The 23,820-nt window shown below is 39.5% G+C and carries 22 protein-coding genes, 1 other RNA gene and 1 pseudogene; 21 read left to right on the top strand and 3 right to left on the bottom strand.

Annotated elements, in window-relative coordinates; all coding sequences use genetic code 11:
* The first annotated feature begins 23 nt into the window (after nt 1-23).
* From BK584_RS08365 to BK584_RS08265, 20 genes and pseudogenes are all read left to right on the top strand, one after another.
* Nucleotides 24-1,040, top strand: a complete 1,017-nt coding sequence (locus tag BK584_RS08365) for a sugar-binding transcriptional regulator (protein ID WP_078392184.1) — start codon at nt 24-26, stop codon at nt 1,038-1,040.
* Nucleotides 1,041-1,098: 58 nt separating this feature from the next.
* Nucleotides 1,099-2,106, top strand: a complete 1,008-nt coding sequence (gap, locus tag BK584_RS08360) for a type I glyceraldehyde-3-phosphate dehydrogenase (RefSeq protein ID WP_078392183.1) — start codon at nt 1,099-1,101, stop codon at nt 2,104-2,106.
* 83 nt (nt 2,107-2,189) lie between these two features.
* Nucleotides 2,190-3,374 carry a phosphoglycerate kinase gene (locus tag BK584_RS08355; RefSeq protein WP_078392182.1) on the top strand — a complete coding sequence of 395 codons (1,185 nt, stop codon included), beginning with the start codon at nt 2,190-2,192 and terminating at the stop codon, nt 3,372-3,374.
* 46 nt (nt 3,375-3,420) lie between these two features.
* The gene (gene tpiA / locus BK584_RS08350; protein WP_078392181.1) at nt 3,421-4,176 is read left to right on the top strand and encodes a triose-phosphate isomerase; all 756 of its coding nucleotides are present in this window, start codon (nt 3,421-3,423) and stop codon (nt 4,174-4,176) included.
* A complete protein-coding gene (gene gpmI / locus BK584_RS08345) occupies nt 4,173-5,705 on the top strand; it encodes a 2,3-bisphosphoglycerate-independent phosphoglycerate mutase (RefSeq protein ID WP_078392180.1) in 1,533 nt (510 codons plus the stop codon). Before tpiA ends, gpmI begins: the two co-directional genes overlap by 4 nt.
* Before the next feature lie 25 nt (nt 5,706-5,730).
* On the top strand, nt 5,731-7,020 hold the full coding sequence (gene eno, locus BK584_RS08340) for a phosphopyruvate hydratase (RefSeq protein WP_078392179.1): 1,290 nt from the start codon (nt 5,731-5,733) through the stop codon (nt 7,018-7,020).
* Between the two features lie 880 nt (nt 7,021-7,900).
* The gene (locus BK584_RS08330) at nt 7,901-8,458 is read left to right on the top strand and encodes a non-oxidative hydroxyarylic acid decarboxylases subunit B (protein WP_078392177.1); all 558 of its coding nucleotides are present in this window, start codon (nt 7,901-7,903) and stop codon (nt 8,456-8,458) included.
* A gap of 15 nt (nt 8,459-8,473) precedes the next feature.
* Nucleotides 8,474-8,917, top strand: a complete 444-nt coding sequence (locus tag BK584_RS08325; RefSeq protein ID WP_078392176.1) for a hypothetical protein — start codon at nt 8,474-8,476, stop codon at nt 8,915-8,917.
* A gap of 67 nt (nt 8,918-8,984) precedes the next feature.
* Nucleotides 8,985-9,215, top strand: coding sequence for a preprotein translocase subunit SecG (gene secG / locus BK584_RS08320; RefSeq protein ID WP_054707790.1), 231 nt, complete (start codon nt 8,985-8,987; stop codon nt 9,213-9,215).
* 103 nt (nt 9,216-9,318) lie between these two features.
* Nucleotides 9,319-10,290 (top strand): LLM class flavin-dependent oxidoreductase, encoded by a 972-nt coding sequence (locus BK584_RS08315; protein ID WP_078395471.1) that lies wholly within the window; start codon nt 9,319-9,321, stop codon nt 10,288-10,290.
* A gap of 14 nt (nt 10,291-10,304) precedes the next feature.
* Nucleotides 10,305-10,997 carry an alpha/beta hydrolase gene (locus BK584_RS08310; protein WP_078392175.1) on the top strand — a complete coding sequence of 231 codons (693 nt, stop codon included), beginning with the start codon at nt 10,305-10,307 and terminating at the stop codon, nt 10,995-10,997.
* A gap of 20 nt (nt 10,998-11,017) precedes the next feature.
* On the top strand, nt 11,018-11,764 hold the full coding sequence (locus BK584_RS08305) for an alpha/beta hydrolase (protein WP_078392174.1): 747 nt from the start codon (nt 11,018-11,020) through the stop codon (nt 11,762-11,764).
* Between the two features lie 30 nt (nt 11,765-11,794).
* Nucleotides 11,795-14,137 (top strand): ribonuclease R, encoded by a 2,343-nt coding sequence (gene rnr, locus BK584_RS08300; protein WP_078392173.1) that lies wholly within the window; start codon nt 11,795-11,797, stop codon nt 14,135-14,137.
* A gap of 113 nt (nt 14,138-14,250) precedes the next feature.
* The gene (locus BK584_RS08295; protein WP_078392172.1) at nt 14,251-14,655 is read left to right on the top strand and encodes a DoxX family protein; all 405 of its coding nucleotides are present in this window, start codon (nt 14,251-14,253) and stop codon (nt 14,653-14,655) included.
* A 112-nt stretch (nt 14,656-14,767) separates the two neighbouring features.
* Nucleotides 14,768-15,235, top strand: coding sequence for an SsrA-binding protein SmpB (gene smpB / locus BK584_RS08290; RefSeq protein WP_078392171.1), 468 nt, complete (start codon nt 14,768-14,770; stop codon nt 15,233-15,235).
* Between the two features lie 70 nt (nt 15,236-15,305).
* Nucleotides 15,306-15,661: a transfer-messenger RNA gene (gene ssrA / locus BK584_RS08285) on the top strand.
* Nucleotides 15,662-15,817: 156 nt separating this feature from the next.
* A pseudogene (locus BK584_RS08280) lies at nt 15,818-16,253 on the top strand (phosphoglycerate mutase family protein).
* A gap of 76 nt (nt 16,254-16,329) precedes the next feature.
* Nucleotides 16,330-17,709: a YjiH family protein gene (locus BK584_RS08275; RefSeq protein ID WP_078392170.1), complete on the top strand. Its 1,380-nt coding sequence runs from the start codon at nt 16,330-16,332 to the stop codon at nt 17,707-17,709.
* A gap of 14 nt (nt 17,710-17,723) precedes the next feature.
* On the top strand, nt 17,724-19,004 hold the full coding sequence (locus BK584_RS08270) for an aspartate aminotransferase family protein (protein ID WP_078392169.1): 1,281 nt from the start codon (nt 17,724-17,726) through the stop codon (nt 19,002-19,004).
* A gap of 163 nt (nt 19,005-19,167) precedes the next feature.
* The gene (locus tag BK584_RS08265; RefSeq protein WP_078392168.1) at nt 19,168-19,839 is read left to right on the top strand and encodes a glycosyltransferase family protein; all 672 of its coding nucleotides are present in this window, start codon (nt 19,168-19,170) and stop codon (nt 19,837-19,839) included.
* A gap of 28 nt (nt 19,840-19,867) precedes the next feature.
* Here the strand turns inward: BK584_RS08265 and BK584_RS08260 are convergent, their stop codons facing one another.
* A complete protein-coding gene (locus tag BK584_RS08260; protein ID WP_078392167.1) occupies nt 19,868-21,604 on the bottom strand; it encodes an ABC transporter substrate-binding protein in 1,737 nt (578 codons plus the stop codon).
* A 149-nt stretch (nt 21,605-21,753) separates the two neighbouring features.
* On the opposite strand from BK584_RS08260, the gene BK584_RS08255 reads away from it, so the two are divergent.
* Complete coding sequence (locus tag BK584_RS08255; protein WP_139365631.1) at nt 21,754-22,995, top strand: MFS transporter; 1,242 nt, start codon at nt 21,754-21,756, stop codon at nt 22,993-22,995.
* A 156-nt stretch (nt 22,996-23,151) separates the two neighbouring features.
* Here the strand turns inward: BK584_RS08255 and BK584_RS08250 are convergent, their stop codons facing one another.
* Complete coding sequence (locus BK584_RS08250; RefSeq protein ID WP_078392166.1) at nt 23,152-23,481, bottom strand: spore coat protein; 330 nt, start codon at nt 23,479-23,481, stop codon at nt 23,152-23,154.
* Between the two features lie 13 nt (nt 23,482-23,494).
* Nucleotides 23,495-23,776, bottom strand: coding sequence for a ferritin family protein (locus BK584_RS08245; RefSeq protein ID WP_078392165.1), 282 nt, complete (start codon nt 23,774-23,776; stop codon nt 23,495-23,497).
* Between the last annotated feature and the right edge of the window lie 44 nt (nt 23,777-23,820).

The raw sequence follows: 23,820 nt of genomic DNA, 5'->3' as shown, positions 1-23,820 counted from the left end.
GTAGTTTGGAAGAGGGGATATTCATGCGTACGCTTTTAGATTTGCAAAAGCAGCTTGTACCAGAATTAATGGATACAATGGCAAAGCGATATCGCCTGCTGCAGTATATTCGTCTTATGCAGCCAATAGGCCGCAGGACACTTGCGACGAATCTGCAAACTTCTGAACGAATTGTTCGGGGAGAAGTCACTCTACTGAAAGAACAAGGACTGATTGACTTAACAACAGCGGGCATGACGATGACTGCTGTTGGCGAAACGGTCTTCCTTGAGTTGGAAGGTATGATGTCAGAGTTGCTTGGACTTCGCTCATTAGAAGAACGATTAAAGCAAAAGCTAGGTGTGTCTCAAGTTATTGTAGTTGCTGGAGATAGTGACCAAGAGGAATGGGTAAAACAGGAACTTGGGCGTGCTTGTGTAAAAGAATTAAAACGAATCGTTCGAGCAAAAGATGTCCTAGCAGTTATGGGGGGAACGACCCTCGCTGCAGTGGCTAGTATGGCCACCCACGATGAAACACTTGCAAACACCACATTTGTTCCCGCCCGAGGAGGCTTGGGAGAAAAAGTGGAAATACAAGCGAATACAATTAGTGCAGAATTTGCAAGACGTACCGGAGCGGCATATCGTTTGCTTCATGTACCAGATCAATTAAGTGAAGAAGCGTATCATTCGCTTGTATTAGAACCATCTGTTAAGGACATTCTACATTTGATTAAGTCGACATCAATTGTCATGCACGGAATTGGCGATGCGAAAAGCATGGCGGCAAGACGTGATTCGGCGCAACCGTTTATCGAAACGCTGAAAAGGGAAGAAGCAGTAGCAGAGGCATTTGGTTATTACTTTAATTCCAGTGGAGATATCATTCATAAACAGCGGACGATTGGTTTGCAGTTAAATGATCTTGAAGGAAAGTACGTCATTTCAATCGCTGGTGGTCACACAAAAGCGAACGCCATTCTTGCATACATGAAGAATCGGCCAAGTGATGTTCTTGTTACAGACGAGGCAGCAGCAAAACAGTTGTTGTTTCACTAAAATTGATAAAAAGGCTAGCGCCTTTTTCATAAAAGAATTTGCTAGGAGGAAATTAATCATGGCAACAAAAATTGGTATTAACGGATTTGGTCGTATTGGACGTAACGTATTTCGTGCAGCGCTAAATAACCCGAATGTAGAGGTAGTGGCAATTAATGATCTTACAGATGCAAACATGCTCGCTCACCTTTTAAAGTATGACACTGTTCATGGTGTACTAGATGTAAAAGTAGAAGCAAAAGATAATTCTCTTGTTGTAGATGGCAAAGAAATCTTTGTTTCTGCAGAGCGTAACCCTGCTGATATTGGTTGGGGAGATCGTGGAGTAGAAGTAGTTGTTGAATCAACTGGTTTCTTTACAAAGCGTGCTGATGCTGCTAAGCATATTGAAGCAGGCGCCAAAAAAGTAATTATTTCTGCACCAGCTTCTGACGAAGATATTACAGTAGTAATGGGTGTAAACGAAGATAAATATGATGCAGATAACCACCACGTTATCTCAAATGCATCTTGTACAACTAACTGCTTGTCACCATTTGCGAAAGTACTTAACGACAAGTTTGGTATCCGTCGCGGTTTGATGAACACTGTTCACTCTTACACGAATGACCAACAAATCCTTGATCTTCCACACAAAGACTACCGTCGTGCCCGTGCAGCTGCCGAGAACATTATCCCAACTTCTACTGGAGCGGCAAAAGCAGTAGCGCTTGTTCTTCCAGAGCTTAAAGGTAAGTTGAACGGTGCAGCAATGCGTGTGCCTACTCCAAACGTATCTCTTGTTGATTTAGTAGCGGAGCTTGATAAAGACGTAACTGCTGAAGAAGTAAATGCGGCACTTAAAGAAGCGGCTGAAGGTGACCTTAAAGGAATCCTTGCTTACTCTGAAGACCCGCTTGTATCTCAAGATTATAATGGTAACCCGCATTCTTCTACCATCGATGCTCTTTCTACAATGGTAATGGAAGGCAATATGGTTAAAGTTATCTCTTGGTACGACAATGAGTCTGGTTACTCGAACCGTGTTGTAGATCTTGTTGACTACATCGCTAGTAAAGGACTTTAAGTTTAAATAGACGCTCAAGAGGAGGAAGGCCATTCGCCTCCCTCCTTTGCGCTGTCTTTATGACCGTTAGGAGGTTTTAAGTGATGAACAAGAAAACACTTCATGATTATGAATTTAAAGGGAAGACGGTATTTTGTCGGGTTGATTTTAATGTTCCAATGAAAGATGGCGTCATTACGGATGTTACTCGTATAAAAGCGGCAATTCCAACAATCAAATACTTAAGCGAACAAGGTGCACGCGTATTGCTTGCAAGTCATCTTGGTCGTCCAAAAGGCGAAGTAGTTGAAGAGCTTCGTTTAGCACCGGTTGCTACACGTCTTGGAGAACTTTTAGGAAAAGAAGTGCACGCGATTAAAGAAGCACACGGAACTATTGCTAAAGAAGCTGCTGCAGCACTTCAAGATGGTGAAGTGGCTTTACTCGAAAACGTGCGTTTTTATGCAGGCGAAGAAAAAAATGATGGTGAGTTAGCAAAAGCTTTTGCTAGTCTTGCTGATATTTATGTGAATGATGCATTCGGTGCAGCTCACCGAGCTCACGCATCAACAGAAGGAATTGCACATCATCTTCCTTCAGCTGCTGGTTTCTTAATGGAAAAAGAGTTAGATGTTCTTGGGAAAGCACTTGAAAATCCAGAACGCCCTTTCACAGCAGTAATTGGTGGAGCAAAAGTAAAAGACAAAATTGGTGTAATTGATAACCTGTTAGAAAAGGTTGATAACCTCATTATTGGTGGTGGACTTGCTTATACATTTGTAAAGGCACAAGGCTATGAGGTTGGAAAATCTCTTTTAGAAGAAGATAAAATTGACTTAGCAAAGACGTTTATGCAGAAAGCAAAAGATAAAGGTGTTAATTTCTATATGCCTGAAGATGTTGTTGTAGCAGACGATTTCTCTGACGATGCTAATACAAAAGAGGTAGCAATTACAGATATTCCTTCTGACTGGGAAGCTCTTGATATTGGACCTAAAACACGTGAAACATATGCAAAGGTCTTAAAGGAATCCAAGCTTGTTATATGGAACGGACCAATGGGCGTATTTGAATTAGATACGTTTGCAAAAGGTACAAAAGCAGTTGGTGAAGCCCTTGCAGACTCTAGTGACACGTATTCTGTCATTGGTGGCGGTGATTCTGCTGCAGCGGTTGAGAAGTTTGGAATGGCAGATAAAATGAGTCATATTTCTACTGGGGGCGGAGCGAGCCTTGAGTTCATGGAAGGTAAAGAACTTCCTGGTGTTGTAGCGCTATCAGAAAAATAAGCGCTTCGATACGTTTTAAGATAAAATAAAGTTGGGGTGAAGAAAAATGCGTAAACCGATTATTGCAGGTAACTGGAAAATGAACAAAACAATGGGTGAAGCGACTTCATTTGTTGAGTCTGTTAAGGCAGATATTCCAACAAGTTCAGCTGTTGAAACAGTTGTATGTGCACCGGCCTTGTTTTTAGAGCGCCTAGTAACTGCTACAAAGGATACAGATTTAGAAGTTGGTGCTCAAAACATGCATTTTGAGGAAAGTGGCGCGTTTACTGGTGAAATTAGTCCAGTTGCTCTACAAGATTTGGGTGTTTCTTATGTCATTATTGGACATTCAGAGCGTCGTGAACTGTTTGCTGAAACGGACGAATCAGTAAATAAAAAAGTTCATTCAGCATTTTCACACGGCCTTGTTCCTATTATGTGCTGTGGAGAAACAGATGAAGAGCGCGAGTCTGGTAAGATGGAAGCGATAGTAGAAGATCAAGTAGCAAAAGGTCTTGCTGGCTTGAGCGAAGAACAAGTGAAGCGAACTGTTATTGCATATGAGCCGATTTGGGCAATTGGTACAGGGAAATCAGCAACTGAAAAAGATGCGAATGAAGCTTGTGCACATGTTCGTCGCATTGTGGCAAAGAATTTCTCTCAAGATGCTGCGGATGCAATTCGTATTCAGTATGGTGGTAGTGTAAAACCTGCTAATATTAAGGAATATATGGCGCAACCTGACATTGATGGAGCATTAGTTGGGGGAGCAAGCCTAGATGCTGATTCCTTTAAAGAATTGGCTGGTGCAGCAAAATGAGCAAAAAGCCAGTAGCTCTAATTATTCTTGATGGCTTTGGCCTTCGTGAAGAAGAAAAAGGCAATGCGGTTGCACTTGCAAAAAAACCGAATTTTGACCGCTACTGGAATTCATATCCCCATGCAAGTCTTCGAGCAGACAGTGAATATGTTGGACTGCCTGAAGGTCAAATGGGTAATTCTGAAGTGGGTCACTTGAATATTGGCGCTGGGCGCATTGTTTATCAAAGCTTAACGCGCGTGAACTTGTCAATTCGAGAAGGAGAATTCTTTGAAAATGAAACCTTCTTACATGCGATGAATCATGTGAAAGAGAAAAAATCAGCCTTGCATATTTATGGCTTGCTTTCAGATGGCGGTATTCATAGTCATATTGAACATATATATGCAATGCTAGAGCTCGCTAAACAACAAGAAGTAGAGCAAGTCTATGTCCATGGTTTTCTTGATGGTCGAGATGTAGGTCAGACTTCTGCAGAGTTGTATATACAAGGACTACAAGCGAAGTTTGACGAACTTGGGATTGGGAAACTTGCAACTGTTCATGGCCGATATTATGCGATGGATCGAGACAAACGATGGGATCGTGTTGAAAAATCATATCGTGCAATGGTTTATGGTGAAGGACCAGATTATAAGAACGGTATAGAGGTTGTGGAAGATAGTTACAAGAACGACATTGTTGATGAATTCGTTATTCCGTCTGTCATCACAGAGGAAGACGGAACACCGGTGGCCACCGTTAAAGATGATGATGCCGTGATTTTTTGTAATTTCCGTCCTGACCGTGCGATTCAACTAGCACAAGTGTTTACGAACAAAGATTTCCGAGGATTTGAACGTGGAGAGAAGATGCCTGCAAACCTTCACTTTGTGTGTCTAACGAAATTCAGTGAAACTGTAGATGGCTTTGTTGCGTTTAAACCAACAAATTTAGATAACACGTTGGGAGAAGTCCTTTCTCAACAAAATTACTCACAGCTTCGAATTGCTGAAACTGAAAAGTATCCGCATGTAACTTTCTTTTTCAGTGGTGGACGAGAAGAAGAGTTTCCAGGTGAAGACCGAATTTTAATTAATTCACCTAAAGTAGCAACTTATGATTTAAAACCTGAAATGAGTGCGTATGAAGTAACAGATGCACTTGTAGAAGATATTGAGGCAGAACGACATGATGCAATTATCTTAAACTTCGCTAACCCTGATATGGTTGGTCATTCAGGTATGCTCGAGCCAACGATCAAAGCGATTGAAGCGGTTGACGAATGTTTAGGACGCGTTGTGGATGCGATTATTGAAAAAGGTGGCGCTGCTGTTATCACTGCGGACCATGGAAACGCAGATGAAGTTGTGACACTCGAAGGAAATCCGATGACTGCTCATACAACAAACATTGTTCCTGTTATTGTGACGGAAGAGGGAGTAACTCTCCGTGAAGACGGTATCTTAGCAGATTTAGCACCTACAGTGCTTGACCTTCTTGGCGCGGACAAGCCAGAAGAAATGACTGGAAAGACTTTAAAAAAATAATCTAACTTATTAGGAGTGAATACGTATGACAATTATTTCTGATGTTTACGCTCGTGAAGTTCTTGATTCACGTGGTAACCCAACTGTAGAAGTAGAAGTACATCTTGAATCTGGCGTTATGGGACGCGCACTTGTTCCAAGCGGCGCATCAACTGGTGAGTATGAAGCAGTTGAACTTCGTGACGGCGGCGACCGTTATATGGGCAAAGGCGTTGAAAAAGCAGTTGAAAACGTCAATGAAAAAATTGGACCTGAACTAATTGGTGAGAACGTTCTTGATCAAATTGGAATTGATCGTCTGATGATTGATCTTGATGGAACAGAAAACAAAGGAAATTTTGGTGCAAATGCAATTTTAGGTGTATCAATGGCGGCAGCTCATGCTGCAGCAAATGCACTTGACCTTCCACTTTACGTTTACCTTGGTGGGTTCAATGCGAAGCAACTTCCAGTACCAATGATGAATATCATCAATGGTGGAGAGCATGCTGATAACAACGTAGATATTCAAGAATTTATGGTGATGCCTGTTGGTGCTGAAAGCTTTAAAGAAGCGCTACGTATGGGAGCAGAAATCTTCCATAACTTAAAATCAGTCCTTAAATCAAAAGGTTACAATACAGCTGTTGGTGACGAAGGCGGATTCGCTCCAAACCTTTCTTCAAATGAAGAAGCGTTATCGACAATTATTGAAGCAATTGAGAAAGCTGGTTACAAGCCAGGTGAACAAGTACAACTTGCTATGGACGTTGCTTCTTCAGAGCTATTTAATAAAGAAGATGGAAAATATCATCTTTCTGGCGAAGGCAAAGTGCTTACTTCTGAAGAAATGGTTGATTTCTACGCAGAGCTTGTTTCTAAATATCCAATCATCTCAATTGAAGATGGCCTTGACGAAAATGACTGGGATGGCCACAAATTGTTGACGGAGCGCCTTGGCGATAAAGTTCAACTTGTTGGTGATGATTTGTTTGTAACAAACACGAAGAAGCTATCTGAAGGAATTGAAAAAGGAATTAGTAATTCAATTTTAATCAAAGTAAACCAAATCGGGACATTAACGGAAACTTTTGATGCAATCGAGATGGCGAAACGTGCTGGATACACAGCTGTAATTTCTCACCGTTCTGGTGAAACAGAAGATGCAACAATTGCAGACATTGCTGTGGCGACTAATGCTGGACAGATTAAAACAGGTGCACCTTCTCGTACAGACCGCGTAGCTAAATACAATCAGCTTCTTCGTATCGAAGATGAACTTGCTGATCTTGCGCAATACAAAGGATTAAAATCGTTTTATAACTTGAACAAGTAAAAAATGACATGTAGCTAACTCCCTTAAAGCTTTATTAATTCTCTAGGCAAATGGGACAGCTCCACAGGTCATTTGTGTTTGAAACAAAAACCCCTTAATGATTATGTAGCTTGCTGCATAGAAGGCTAGGGGTTTTTGTTTTTATATAAATTACAAATTATTTTGAAAATAAAATTTAACAAGAATAAGGAATGAAAAGAAAATTTCCCAATATTTAAAAGGTATTTCCCTTAATTGTATTTGGTGTTTATATTGAGGTTATCAGAAAATAAATATGTCGTTACAAATCGCTTAGATCCATTTATAAAATTAAGTTTAATTCAAAAAAACATCAATTAAAAGAGCGTTATTTTGAAGAGAAAGGGTACAACTTGAATTTTAAATAAGATAAGCAGTTGATGGACGCTTCAATGTGTTAGACCAAGTCTAATATAAGGAGTGTTTTTTTATTAACCTTCAGTTTGGAAAGAGTTGTATAGGTGTGGATTGGTCGTATATAGAGTGGACTAATGACGGGTCATCGATTACAACTCATCTCAGATTACACTTAAGAGAAGTCACAGCTCTTATTGAATACGAAGGAATGCAGATGAAAAAGACAAAGTTAACCGATATAAAAATAGTGTTAAGAAAGCCTAAGAAGTTGATATATACGATTTGGTATGACAATCGAGGAATAAATAGTAGTTGATGAAGCTAGTAATAATATAAAGACACAGTGGTTGTGCAAGTTCTTTTAAATTGCTAATTGGTAATTCTATAGTGGATATTCATTATAAATATTACGCATTAAAGTATAAGGAAAAGACGCTTGTCTTTTTCTGAAGCTCTTAAAACGTTATAATAGTTTAAAGATGATGGAACGATTAGGAGCAAAGAGATGAAATTAATTGTAGCTATTACGGGCGCAACTGGGGCGCCCTTTGGGATAAGAATGCTGGAAGCATTAAAAGAAACCAATGTAGAAACTCATGTTGTTCTGTCGAAGTGGGCTGCAGTGACGATTGCCCATGAAACAGAATATAATAGTAAGCAAGTAGAACAACTGGCTGACTACTCCTATTCTCCTAACGACCAAGCTGCACGCATATCGAGCGGTTCAATGCGTGTAGATGGAATGGTGATTGCCCCTTGTTCAATGAAAACATTGGCATCCATTCGAATAGGGTTAGCGGATAATTTAGTTGCTAGAGCTGCGGATGTAATGTTAAAAGAGCGGAAACCTCTCCTTTTAATGACTAGAGAGACCCCTTTTAATACAATTCATTTGGAAAATATGACAGAACTGTCGCGGATGGGTGCGACAATTTTCCCACCTGTTCCAGCTTTTTATAATAAGCCGCAATCGATTGATGATATGATTGATCATCTGGTTTATCGAGCTTTGGATCAGTTTGGCATTCACCATCCAAATGCGAAACGCTGGGATGGACTTTAAGGGGAGGCAGAAACATTGAATCAACTGCCAAAAGAAGTGGTTGCTTTTTTAGATGGTAAACAATTAGAAGAAAAACAGCATACCGCGATGCATTTTATGACAGTCGGAAAAGATGGTTTTCCGTATAAAGCAATGTTAAGTGTGGGGGAAGTGTTATCCAGAGGACCTTCTGAATTGCGGATTGGTCTTTGGCCAAGTACAACAACTGTCGAAAATACAATACGATCTAAGCAGACGACTTTGATGCTGGTCTTACCGCCGAAGGCTTATGATATCCAGCTTTTGATTAAACAAGTGACAGAGGTAGAAGACCTCGCGATTTTAACGGGAAACGTGGTACATGTAAAAGTTGACCAGGCTCCTTATGCGAAAATCAAGAGTAGTGTCGTCTACGAACTAAATGATTCAGAGGCAGCAATTAGTAATTGGGAAAAGAAGCTGAACAGGCTAAAAAACTAGCCTATTGTTTTCCAAGTGTTGTTTGTGCTAAACTAGTCATACTGAATGTGTTCGTGGAGGTGTTTTCATGCAATTGTTTTTAATGATCGCATTAATTATTGTTTCTGTTTTATTAGTAACGGTCGTATTGTTGCAGCCAGGTCGAAGCTCGGGATTATCTGGAGCAATTTCCGGAGGAGCTGAACAGTTGCTCGGGAAGCAAAAAGCTCGTGGGCTTGATGCAGTCTTGCATCGTGCAACAATTGTGCTAGCTGTTTTGTTTTTTATATTAACTGGAGCAAATGCGTACTACTTATAAAGCAAGGCTGAAACACCTGGACACGTCCCAGGTGTTTTTTTAAGTTTTGGTGTTTGAAATGCCCTTAAAAAAGGAAAACTCGCATGGAGAGGTGAATAAGACCGTGCGATTAAGCATTCTAGATCAAGTACCTATTTCAGCAGGGCAAACAGCGGAAGAATCAATAGCCCAAACGATGTTATTGGTGCAAAAGGCGGAAATATGGGGCTATGAACGATATTGGTTTGCAGAGCATCATGGGACCAAAGGCCTCGCCTCAAGCTCTCCAGAATTATTGATGGCAGCGGCGGCAGCACAAACGGCACGTATTCATGTGGGCTCCGGCGGAATTTTATTACCTCAATATAGCGCATACAAGGTGGCATCTCAATTAAAGCAATTGCAAGCGATGTTTCCGGGAAGAATTGATGGAGGAGTTGGACGTTCACCTGGAGGGACAGAGAAGATTAGGTTTGCTCTTGCGAATGAAAAGAAAGCTGAATTAGATTTGTTTTGGCAGAAAGTTGATGACGTTGTCGAATGGATCCAAAACAAAAGGCACAACATGATTTCGGCTTCTCCTCAAACACAAGAACCACAACAATTGTTTGTGTTAGGGTTAGGAGAAAACAGTGCAATAGAAGCTGGAAACAGAGGTCTTGGATTTGTCCATGGGTATTTTATTGAGCCTGATCAAGTAATTGCCGCTCATGAGGCGTATCGCAACTCGTTTAAAACAGGGCTACTAAAAAGATTAGAGGCACTTACAGCTGTTTTTATTGTTTGCGGGGAAACGGATGAGCACGCTGAGCGTCTTGCAAAAAGTCAAGACTGGTGGCTTTTACAGACTGAAAAAGGTTTGGATAGCCGAGTTCCAAAAGGAGCTGGCTCAAAGAGATTGACAAATAAAGAGCTGGAGCGAATAAAGGTTAATCGAAAACGGATGATTGTTGGCTCGCCTATGACAGTAAAGAAAGAACTCGATAAGCTATCTGCAAGAATTGGTTCTGATCAATTCCTAGTTCTCTGCAATATCTATGATTTTAAAGAAAAAATGCGTTCGTTTGAACGATTAGCAACAATTTATTCATTGTAGAGAGGGGAATTTCATTGATCGGTTGCTTATGTATACATGGTTTTACTGGAGACCCGTGGGAAGTGGAGCCAGTATCTAATGCATTATCAGAACTTGAAGGTTGGCTTGTGTATACGCCCTTACTGCCAGGCCATGGAGAAGACTTAACGAAATTAAAGTCAGCAAGCTATGAAGAGTGGGTATTAACGGTTGAAGTTGCCATCGAAGAGCTTGAAAAAAGGTGCGAAACGCTTTATGTAATCGGCTTTTCGATGGGGGGCATGCTCGCGAGTTATATTGCTGCACGGTACCCAATTCATAAATTAGTACTACTTAATGCAGCCGCACATTATTTGAATCCTAAGCAGTTTTTAAAAGATATGTTTGGTGCAATTAGGTACCATTTAACAGGGAGTCAAGAAGAAGATCAATTAATCGAACTTTATGAACAGAAGTTTAGAGAAACTCCTTTTGCAGCCGTCGGTCAGTTTTTGCAACTCATACAAAAAACAAAGCCATATGCAAGTAAGGTGAATGTGCCGACACTCATTATACAAGGAGAGTTAGATGGGTTAGTTCCATTAAAATCTGCTTACCATCTCTATGATGTAATTGAGTCTGAGCGAAAAGAGTTGAAAGTGATGAAACGATCAAGACATATGATTTGCCATGGATTTGAAACAGATAAAGTGATTGAAGAAATTAAAATATTCCTCATTTCAGATTGAGTTAGAAAGGACAAAACATCATGAAATTAGTTGCACCTAAGCCGTTTACATTTGAAGGAGGAAACCGTGCAGTTTTGCTTTTGCACGGTTTTACAGGGACGACAGCGGATGTACGAATGCTCGGCCGCTTTTTGCAAAAAGAAGGCTACACATGCCATGCACCTTTGTATCGTGGTCATGGGGTGCCTCCGGAAGAATTAGTAACCTATAGCCCTGAAGACTGGTGGGAAGATGTCGAAAAGGCATATGAACAGTTAAAAAATGAAGGCTACGAAGAAATTGCTGTATGTGGTTTATCACTTGGTGGCGTTTTTTCTTTAAAATTAGGTTTTTCAAAGCCGGTTAAGGGAATAGTTTCTATGTGTGCCCCTGTACGTCCAAAAACGGAGGAAGCGATCAAAAAAGGTTTTCTGCGTTATTCTAAAGAATACAAAACCTTGGAAAAGAAAGATTCGGAAACAATTGAAACCGAACTGTCAAAACTAAAACAAACATCAATGGAGCCGCTGTATAAATTACGTCAGCTAATGGACGATGTGAGAAGTGAGTTAGATTTGATTTACTCACCGGCCTTTGTTGTCCAAGCTCGTCATGATGAGATGATTGATATCGAAAGTGCGTCCATCATTTACGAAGAAATTGAAACAGATGATAAAGAAATTAAATGGTATGAACATTCTACGCATGTGATTACCCTTGGAGATGAGAAAGAACAGCTCCATCAAGATATTTTGCAGTTTTTAAATGAATTAGATTGGTCAAACTAACTATTAAGAAGAACGAAAAGGAGTGAAACAATGTCTGACCAGATAAAACAAGAAAATGTGCTTGCTTATTTTGAAGAAGAGGCAAAGAAACCGGTCACAGTTGAAGAATTAGAGGAACGGTTTGAAATTAGTTCAAGCGGCGCATTCAAAGAATTAATTCAAGTTTTAAATGAACTTGAAGAAACAGGAAAAATTGTACGGACAAGAACAAATCGCTATGGTATCCCAGAAAAGATGAATCTAATACGTGGCCGAGTACAGGGACACGCAAAAGGTTTTGCTTTTGTTATACCTGATGAAGGTGATGAAGATGTGTATGTACCTCAAGGAGCGCTTTCGGGAGCTATGAACGGGGACATTGTTCTTGTACGTATTGATGAACGCTCAAGTGGGTCACGCTCGGAAGGGAAAGTAATCCGCATCGTCGAGCGTAAAGTGACTGAAATCGTTGGAGAATATAAAGAGTTTCCGTCTTATGCATTAATTGTTGCAGATGATAAGCGCATTAGTGCTGATTTCCTTGTTTCAAAAGGAAAAGGAGCAGCAGATGGTCATAAAGTGATTGCAACAATTACCAAATATCCTGAAGGGAGATTTGGTGGAGAAGCTGAAGTGAAAGAAGTACTGGGACATAAAAATGATCCAGGTATGGATATTCTTTCAATTATTTATAAATATAGCATTCCTCAAAGTTTCTCGGAGGAGGCTCTTTCCCAAGCAGAAAACGTACCTGATACAATTGCAGATAGCGATTTAAAAGATCGTCGCGATTTGCGAAATGAAGTGATTGTCACGATTGATGGTGCTGATGCAAAAGATTTGGATGATGCCGTTCAAGTGAAAAAACTTCCTAACGGAAACTATTTACTAGGTGTTCATATTGCGGATGTAACTCATTATGTAAAAGAGGATTCACCAATTGACAAAGATGCATCAGAACGAGCTACGAGTGTTTACTTGGTTGACCGAGTGATTCCGATGATTCCTCATCGTCTTTCAAATGGAATTTGTAGCTTAAATCCCAAAGTGGATCGCTTAACACTTTCATGTAATATGGAAATTGATGAAAATGGTGGAGTAGTCAATCACGAGATTTATCAAAGTGTGATTAAGACAACAGAGCGAATGACATATAGTGACGTAAATAAAATTTTAACGGAACAAGATCAGGAACTGCGTGATCGCTATGCAATGCTTGTACCCATGTTTGAAGATATGGAGCAGTTAGCTGCGATTTTGCGTGGCAAACGATTTGGACGCGGAGCGATTGACTTTGATTTTAAAGAAGCAAAAGTGCTTGTTGAAGAGGATGGTACGCCTAAAGATGTTGTTTTACGTGAGCGCTCGGTTGCGGAGAAGCTAATTGAAGAATTTATGCTTGCAGCAAATGAAACAGTCGCAGAGCATTTTCACTGGATGAAACTTCCTTTTGTTTACAGAATTCACGAAGATCCCGATGCCGCAAAGTTTGAGTCATTTCTTGAATTTATAACTGGCTTTGGTTATGTAGTAAGAGGAACAACAAATACGGTTCACCCTCGTGCATTACAATCGCTTCTGAAAGAAATCTCTGGAGAACCAGAAGAGACAATTATCAGTCGAGTAATGCTCCGTTCAATGAAGCAAGCGAAATACGATGTGAATTCTATTGGACACTTCGGATTATCTGCAGAGTTCTATACTCATTTCACATCACCAATTCGCCGATATCCTGATTTACTTGTTCACCGTTTAATTCGTACGTATTTAATTCAAGGAAAAACCGATGCAAAGACGCGTGGAAAATGGCAGGAGATATTACCTGGATTGACAGCTCATGCATCTGATATGGAGCGCAGAGCCGTTGATGCAGAACGAGATACAGATAATGTGAAGAAAGCCCAATACATGCAAGATAAGGTTGGAGAAGAATTCACTGGTATGATTAGTGGTGTGACGAATTTTGGTTTGTTCGTTGAACTTGAAAATACGGTAGAAGGGCTAGTACATGTCAGCTATTTAACAGATGACTACTATCACTATGATCAAAAACATTATGCAATGATAGGTGAAAGAAGTGGCAATGTGTTTCGTATTGGTGATGAGCTAGACATACGGGTCGTAAATGTTAACGTGGAAGAAGCTTCCGTTGATTTTGAGATTGTTGGAATGAAGAAAAGAAAAAGTCGTAAATCATCAGATCGACCAAAAGTGATAGAAGGTGGTGACCGGAGAGAACGTGGAGGGGAGAAAAGTAATCCACGAACTCGTTTGACTGGAGATCCAAAAAAAGATGGAAATCGCACGGGTGCAAAGCGTAAGAAAAAAGCTTTTTATGAAAATGCGCCAAGTGCAAAACGAAAAAAAGGACGCCGCAATAAAAAGAAATCATAATCGTCTCTAGTTCGATATCCTTAGCTAGTTTAGGACATCCGACAGTTTCGTAAATGAACCTGCTTGTATCATCACCTTCTCCCATTTACACTACTAGTAAAGGGAGGAGAATTATGATGAAAACGGAAATTGGTATTTTACTTGTGCGATTGGTTACAGGAATTACTTTTCTCATTCACGGCCTCGATAAGTTCCATGGAGGTATTGAAGGAACAGGAGAATTCTTTGAATCACTTGGTATTCCAGCTCCTGCGGTGATGGCGGGAGTTGTTGCTATTGTTGAAATTATTGGCGGCTTAGCTCTAATTCTTGGACTAGGTACTCGTCTTTTTGGCGCGATCTTTTCGATAGTGATGGTTACGGCTATCTTTACGGCAAAAGCCGAAGCTGGGTTCTTAGGAGGTTATGAATTAGATTTAATTTTGCTTACAGTGTCACTTCTCTTGTTGTTAAATGGCAGTAAGCTCGTCGCATTAGATCAATTATTTAAACGCAAAAAAAGACGCTCACGATTTTAAAAGGAGAGAGGAAGTCCATTTACTCACGGACTTCCTAGCTCTTTATCAATTGACGTAAGGATCTGTCGTTGGTACGATAAAAGAAAGACGTCAGAAAGATGTAGGTGTACTCATGACAGGCACAGAGGGAAAAGTAGTAGCTCAAAACAAGAAGGCACGCCACGACTACTTTATTGAAGAAACATACGAGGCTGGTCTTGTCTTAACAGGCACAGAAATAAAGGCAATCCGTGCAGGTAAAATGAATTTAAAAGATTCATTTGCACGCATCAAAAGCGGTGAAGCATATTTGCATAATGCACACATTGGTGAATATGAGCAAGGGAATCGTTATAACCATGAACCAACTCGTGCTCGTAAACTTTTATTGCATAAAAAGCAGATTAACACATTGATTGGGCAGACGCAGCAACAAGGTTATTCAGTCGTGCCTTTAAAAGTATATATTAAAAATGGTTTTGCAAAAGTATTAATTGGTTTAGCAAAAGGGAAAAAGAATTACGATAAGCGTGAGACATTAAAGCGCAAAGATGCTAAGCGTGAAATGGATAGAGCAATTAAAGAACGGATGAAAGGCTAACACTTGATTTTTAAGCTAAATGTAGTATAATGAAAGATCCAAGCATAAAGCTTTGGATTTACCAAAACCGGGGGACGTTTTGGATTCGACAGGGATAGGTCGTGCTTACGTTGCGAGCCGAGGGGTCGGCCTCGATAAAACGCACAAGCCAATTAACTGGCAAAGAAAACAACAACTTCGCTTTAGCTGCATAAGCTAAGCGGTCTCTCCTCTCCATCGCCCATGTGGAGTGGTTGAGACTCACTTATAGTGGGATACGCCTTTCTCTCTCCGCCTGAGGGAGAAGGAAGAGACTAATCAGGCTAGCTACACGGAAGCCTGTCTTTGGGCTGAAGTGTTAGTGAAATGCTAATACAAAGACTACGCTCGTAGAAGCGTAAGTGTCGTTATCTCTGGACGTGGGTTCAATTCCCACCGTCTCCATATAAATGCCTTTAAAACATAAACATGTTTTAAAGGCATTTTTGTTTCGAGAAAATTTCTCAAGACTATTTGTGATAATACATTACTATTTTTTATATACTTCTAACTAACATGTTGTAATTAAATTTATGAGCTGTTTGAAAGGGAGATGGTTTTGTAATGACGACTCTTTATTTTGTGAGGCATGCCCATTCGGTATTCACGCCCGGTGAACGAGGGCGACCATTATCAAAGGAGGGACTGGAGGCAGCGAAGAATGTCGCACTGCAATTAAAAACTGAAAAGATAGACCACTTTTACTCAAGCCCATATGTGCGGGCGATATTTTGCCTGGGAAGGTGGAGAATCAAATAAAGACGCACAGAAGCGGGGAGTTAACGCGACATTACAGTTGTTGAATGAATATAGGAATAAAAAGATTGTTATTGGCACTCACGGTAATATGATGGTTTTAATTATGAACTATTTCGATAAAAGGTTTGATTATTCGTTTTGGAAGTCGTTGACAATGCCCGATATTTACAAACTTGAGTTTGAGGGGAGTAAATTGATTTCCACCTCAAGGTTATGGCAGGAAAATGAATATGAGAAATAATGATTCCCAAATGGGTTCTATTTATGTATAATTATTAATCATATAGATTTATTATACAGGATAGGGAGAAACCATCATGGAATTACACAAACACGAAGAGACAAACAATCAAAAGAAACCAACTGTGCGTCATATACTTACCTTCTTAATTCCTTCACTAGTAGGAGCTTTTCTTTTTCTTGTACCAATTAAAATTAATGACAAGTGGACGGTTCTTATTGGATACGTTGCAGGGTATTTACAAGGAATCCTTGCTGGAGCACTTCCTTATTTTTTGCTTGGTCTTCTCGTCGTTTCAGGTGTTGCTTCACTTGTTGCATGGGTATTTAAGCCGAGATTTATTATGGAAACACCTGCTTTAAAGGCATTATTCTATACATCGTTTATATGGACAACCATTCGGGTTCTTGGAGCCGTTTTTGCATATATGGTTTTGACGGAGACCGGTACGGAAATGGTTTACGGTCTAGCAACAGGAGGAGAAGTATTTACGAACCTCCTTCCAGTATTAGCTGTCTGGTCAGTGGTTATGGGAATGCTTATGCCATTATTACTTGAATATGGCTTAATGGAATGGCTTGGTACGTTAGCAAAAAAAGTAATGCGCCCGTTATTTAATTTACCAGGAAGAGCTTCTGTTGACTCACTTGCTTCTTGGATGGGCAACAATATGATGAGTATTTTAATTACGATAAACCAGTATGAAAATGGCTACTATACAAAGCGGGAATCAGCTGTTATTGTAACTAACTTTACGATTACTTCTATTGCCTTTAGTTTAATCATTGCTGAGATTCTAACTTTATCTGAACGCTTTGTCTCATTTTATTTAACCGTTTTGGCTGGTGTATTTATTGCAGCGTTGATCTGCCCACGGATTCCCCCACTTTCTAAAATGACGAATACGTATCACGAAGAAAAACCTGGTGCGATTCAAGAAACAGTAGAAAAAGGCTCGTTATGGAAGAGTGCATTTACTCGTGGAGTGAATAAAGCGAAAATAGCCCCTAGTGTTGGCACGGTGCTGAAGAAGGGTGCATTTAATGCATTAGATATTTGGTTTGGAATGTTGCCACTTGTAATGGCAATCGGAACAATAGCTTTAATGATTGCCGAATTCACTCCTGTTTTCACGTATTTATCTTATCCCCTTGTCCCTGTTCTAGAATGGATGAACATCCCTGAAGCAGCTGAAGCAGCGCCAGCGATGCTTGTTGGCTTTGCGGATATGTTTTTACCAGCTATACTAGGTGCAGGGATCGAAAGTGAACTGACGCGTTTTGTAGTTGGAGCTGTATCACTTATTCAACTCGTTTATATGTCGGAAATTGGTGTGATGCTTATGCGCTCAAGCATCCCAATTAATTTCTGGCAGTTGTTTATCATCTTTATACAGCGTACAGTTATTGCTTTGCCAGTCGTTGTTTTGATTGCGCATTTTATTATTTTTCGTTAAAGGAGTCAGCATGAATGACACAAGCATGGAAAGAACTAGCGGAAACAATTCCTTATCGTCTAGCACCAAGCATGGCGAAGGACCATCCCAACTTACCGGTTTTAAAAGAAGAAGGTTGTTATTATTATGGTGTTGATGGAAAAAAATACTTAGATTTTACATCTGGTATTGCCGTTACGAATGTAGGTCATCGCCATCCCAAGATCGTTAAAGCGATTAAAGAAGAAGCGGACCGTTTTACGCACGGTCCGATTGGTGTTATTCAATACGAATCTATCTTAAAGCTTGCTAACGAACTAGCAGAAATTATGCCAGGAGATTTGGATTGTTTCTTTTTTGGAAACAGTGGAACGGAAGCCGTTGAGGGGGCACTAAAATTAGCTCGCCATGTAACCGAACGTCCATATGTGATTTCCTTTATCGGTTGCTTCCACGGTCGAACATTAGGTTCACTAGGAGTTAGTACATCAAAAGGGAAATATCGAAAACATCAACCGGCTCAAGCAGCAACATATCAAATTCCATATTACACTCCTGGAGATTCAGAAGAGGAAGCGATTACGAAATTGGAGCAATCGTTCCAAACATTATTCGCTCATCAAGTATCGCCAGAAGAAATTGCTTGTATGATTATTGAACCAGTGTTAGGTGAAGGTGGATATATTGTTCCTCCGACAGCTTGGTTAAAACGAATTCGAGAAATATGTGATGAACATGGAATTTTGCTCATCTTTGACGAAGTACAAACTGGTTTTGGTCGTACAGGTGAATGGTTTGCTGCCCAATCGTTTAACGTTATTCCTGATATTATGGCAGTTGCCAAAGGGATTGCATCAGGATTACCATTAAGTGCGACAGTCGCGAACCATAAGCTCATGCAACGATGGCCACTTGGTAGTCACGCAACAACATTTGGGGGGAATCCGATTGCTTGTGCTGCTGCACGAGCAACGCTTCAAATTATAAAAGAAGAAGAGCTGCTAAATAATGTAAAAGAAGTTGGCAGCTATGCACAAGAGAAATTGTTTACTTTACAAAAGAGGTGGCCACAAATTGGTGCAGTTCGAAATCTGGGCATGATGTTTGGGATTGAAATTATCGATCCTGTTTCAGGAGAAAAGGACGGCGAAACGGCTGCAAAAATACTTGATTTAGCACTTGAAGAAGGTGTTCTCTTTTATTTTTGTGGCAATGAAGGAGAAGTACTAAGAATGATTCCTCCGTTGACAATTACGAAAGAGGAAATTGACGAGGGGATAACAAAGCTAACGAAGGCTTTTGAACGTTTGACATAAAAAGAGTTGTAAGCAAAATCTGGCTTTATACAGTATAGTCATACTTTCTATGACTATTGTGCTGTATGAAGCTTTTTGTTGTTGGTTTGCTTTAAATTAGCACAAACTGCTATTTCTTTGAATATAGTAACGAAGCGATGTTCAGAAAGAGGAGTTTGGTGTAATGGATAAGCAGAGAGTTTGCTTTATTACTTGTGTAAATGATGAAGCCTTATATAGACGGTCTGTGAGCCATATTGATATGCTCCACCTTCCCCGAGGCTTTTCAGTTGATAAGATCGGAATTCGTGGCGCTGTGAGTATGACTAGTGGGTATAATAAAGCGATGAAAGAAAGCGATGCTAAATATAAGGTATACATTCATCAAGATACAATGATTATTAATCGCATGTTTTTATATGATTTGCTTTTTTTGTTTGAACATCATCCTAAATTAGGAATGCTTGGTGTAATTGGTGCAAAAGAGTTACCGATAAACGGGGTATGGTGGGATAGCTTTGCAAAGGCAGGTAAAATTCTTGAAAATCGTGATACTTATGGCTACTTATCATTTATTGAAGCAGATTATGCGTATCAGCCAGTGGAAGTCATCGATGGTGTACTAATGGCAACCCAATATGATTTACCGTGGGAAGAGGAGTTTGACGGGTGGCATCTTTATGATACAACGCAAAGCTTACTATTTCAAAAAGCAGGTTTTGAAGTTGGAATTGCTCACCAGCCTCACCCGTGGGTATTGCATGAATGTGGTGTGGATTTTGATCAATCAGCATATGCAAATTATATTGCTCGATTTCTCATTTGGAAAAAAAATCTTCCCAAAAAAGAAGGTTAAGCATATGCTTAACCTTCTTTTTTTAGGACTATCGTTTATACCATAACTTCGTGTAATCAACCCAACCAAATGTGTTTAAAGTGACATCCTCTACATATGGAGGGTAAATGGCATATTGTTTTAATCGATAAAGTGGTACGGCATAATAGTTTACGCAAAGTTGATTTTCAGCTTTTTCAAGTGATGAAAGTAGGTTCATTTCTGAATCCATCTTCTCGATAAGGGTTTCAACGTGATCTGCCATTTTCTGATGATGATAGTAGAACATACCATGACGATCAAGCATTGCCGATAAATAGGTATAACATGAATCATCATAGACAAGTTGTTCACCCAGCAATAAGTCGGTTTCTTTCTTTTTTTCTGGCGTTAGTTCTTTATACGGAAGAATACGAACTTCAACTGTCATGCCTTCTTCTTCTAAACGTCTTTTCATCCAATTAGCATCTTCTTCATTACCGGCACCAGGATAGCTAAGTAGAGATATTGAGTGTCCATCATAGCTACACTGTTTAAGTAAGCGTCTCCCTTCTTTCCGATTTCTTTGCTTAAACAAGGATCCTTCAGTTGACTGAATCATTCTTGTTGCGGGAATAAAGCGATTTCCTCCTTTAGCTTCGATTACTTCTAAAGGATCGAGCAGGTGATAAAGGGCTTTACGAAAGTTTTTGTCGGTTAAAGGAGTATTTTTTCGTGCATTCATACTAATCATTTTACAGCCTCGATCGATTTTCTCGAACTGTTGTAAGTCAATAGCCGATTCGAAGTGGTAAGGATAAGGATAGAAATTTAATCGGTTGTCGCTAGATAATTCATCAGCCGATTGATTATCATATAAGTCTGGAAAAAAATACATTGTTATAGTATCAAGAAACGGTCGTTTACCAAAAAAATGTTCGAACACTGATAATCTCAATAGCTTTTCATTATTTTTTAAAATATGGAATGGTCCTGTGCCTACTGGGTGTGATTGAGATCCCCTCTCATGGAGAATAGGAATGGAGGAAGCCGCATGTAAAAAATAGGGATTTGGTTTCTGAAAATGGAATTCGCATGTATACAGATTGGGACAATTAATAGTCGCTAAATTCTTAATTCCCCAATAAGCAGGGGATGAAGTAGGCAAGTGTAAGAAATGATATTTGATATTATGGCTTGTGCAAGTCATACCATTATGAAAATAGATCCCTTTTCGTAAATAAAATGTCCATTTTTCACCTGTTATATCCATGGACCACTTGTGTGCTAAATCTTCTTGAAACGAGTTTGTTTCATCATTGTAAGTTATAAGACAATTAAACAAGTGAAGCATAATATGGTTTTCAGTACGGCGATTCACATAGGCTGGATCAAGCACGGGAATAGATCGGTATGAAGGAAAGCGCAAGTGATCTTTTTCAGACTTTAAATCATTTTGATGTAGCGAGTTAGAAAGCCATGAAATAAAGGCTTGGTGATTCGTGTTCGGATGTTGCTGGATTAAATGAATGGCAGCATCAATTAACCCAGATTCAGCGAGCGTTTTCGCTTCTGCTTGTACGAGTTCTTCAACTGTTTTTATTAATTTAATCTTTGAAGAGTGACCACGGCCTTTACCTGGTTGCCAAGTAATCCAATTCTGCTTTTGCATTTGTCGAATGAGTAGTTTTGCGTTTCGATCAGAACATGAAAGTATAGTAGCTAGTTTTGCAATTGTTATTTCAACTGTCTGGTGCGTATTATTAATCGATTTTGAAAGTGCTTTATAGTGTTCTATTAATTTCATAGTGTTATCCTCCTAAAAGGGGAAATTAAGTGATTTAAAGTTTACACTTTTTTTCATCCTTTATAAAGCAGACAATAAGAAAGAAGGGAGATGATATAAAATGAAGGCGAGTCAGGGATCTAAGTGGTCTATGAAAAAAAGTGTAGAAAATGGTTATTCAGATGAATAGAGCCAAGAAGAAAGTAGTTGGGATCGCACTAATAACAGCCGCCGCTGTGTTAGGTGATTCGATGTTATTTATTGTTCTTCCTCTATATTATCAAGATTTCGGTTTGACTAGTTTATGGCAAGTGGGGGTCCTCTTATCGATTAATCGATTCATTCGTTTACCTATTAATCCACTTGTAGGATGGTTTTATTCCAAATTCGAATTGCGTGCAGGTATTTTCATTGCTGTTGTTTTAGCCGTGTGCACGACATTGTCTTATGGATTCGCACAACATTTTCTTATTCTTCTTGGAATGAGGATGTTATGGGGGTTAGCTTGGTCGTTGCTTAGACTTGGAGGCATGCTTACCGTAGTGGAAGTCTCAACTAAAGAAAATAAAGGTCAACTAATGGGGCTTTATAACGGGTTATGGGGAATTGGTGGCTTATTTGGAATGTTGGTTGGGGGATTTTTAGTAGATATTTGGAGTTTAATTGGGATTACAATCGTTTTTGCATTAATTAATATAGCGATGTTACCGACTGTTTACTTTCTAATACCAGTTAATTCAAAACAAAGAAATGAAAAGAAACAACGAAGCTTTACGAAGTGGTTTACTCAAAAGACCTTTCTTGTATATGTTACAGGTGCAACAGTTGGGTTCACCATTTTTGGCTTATTCGCTTCTACTTTAAGCACGCTTGTTGAGAAAGCTTTAAATGATCATATACAAATTGCTGGGATGGTCATTGGGGCTGCAACGATTGCGGGAATAATGCAGGCTGTTCGATGGGGCTGGGACCCTTTATTGGCTCCTTTTCTTGGGAAAGTTCTTGATCAATCAAAGCAAGCTGATTACTTAATACTAGTGCCTTTGTTTGGAATGAGTGTATTCTTCCTTTTATTTCAGACTTCACCATCAATCTATTTACTTATCATCTTCATTCTTATTTTTCAGCTTTTTTCAACGTTTATGGTTACAGCGACCGATACACTTGCAGCCCATGCAGCTGTTAAAAACCCAGTATCTGTCATGACTGTTTATACAGTTGTATTAGACCTAGGAGCAGCTCTTGGTCCGCTTGTCTCGTTTTTGGTTATTGATTGGCTTGGATTATCGGCAGTGTATATGATGGCAGCTATCTTTATGACAGTTGTAGGTGGGTGTTGGATCTTATATATCCTACGGGAGCGAAGGGGTAAGACTAAAAAGTTGACGAGGGATGGAGATAACACTATTTAGTCAATCTGTTTGCTAATGCGTGTAATAAAAGTCCTGAATCATGGTGGTTAATAAAAAGCTGACATGTAATGATTTTTTTTGATATAAATGATACTTTTTTTAAAGTTTATGTGAATGTTGTAAGATAATAAACCAATAGGAGAGCTTAAAGCTCTCCTATTGGTTTAAGTTGCTATATGGTAGTTGATTCTCATACCCTTTATGCTGTTGATAACTTTGCTGAAGTTGATTTGAATCAGTAGCAGTTAGACTATAAAGTCCTTTTTTAAACATCATCTCATATAATTCACGTTGCATTTGTGACGATTCGTTGTTTGCTTGATGTATAACTTGGTAGTACGACTCGTGACTAGCTTCATGTTCAGCAATTGAGTAGGAAACAGTGATGTATTTTTCTGTCGATAACATATCAGTAATATAATCTTGATCCGTCATATCGGTTGTAGTAGGAATTTGGATTTTTTGGTTTTGGATTTTCTGATTCATTTTGAATCACTCCTTATTGATAAGTGGGTGGTTGATTTTGTGGCTGATTTAATAATTGAAGAAATTGTTCATAATGACGTTGGTGCATTTGTCCAGCAGTATCAATGGCCTGTTTGATTTCAGCGTCTTGACAATGTTGAGCAAAGAAATGTGCTTTTTTTGACGCAGTTAAATTCCAAGCCATTATGTCATTGATGTAGTTTAAGTCTTTGCCAGTAAACACATTAGGTGCTTCATGCATGGTTGTTTGTTGATCTTGTGGCTGAGATTGTTGGCCTTGAGGTTGTTGGTTCATGTAAACCCTCCTAAATTTTAGATCGTACTACGAATGTATTGTTC

Origin of the sequence: Shouchella patagoniensis, from assembly GCF_002019705.1 — a bacterium.
Taxonomy (GTDB): domain Bacteria; phylum Bacillota; class Bacilli; order Bacillales; family Bacillaceae_D; genus Shouchella; species Shouchella patagoniensis.
The sequence above is the reverse complement of the archived record's forward strand: the minus strand, read 5'-3'. Positions and strand labels throughout refer to the sequence as shown.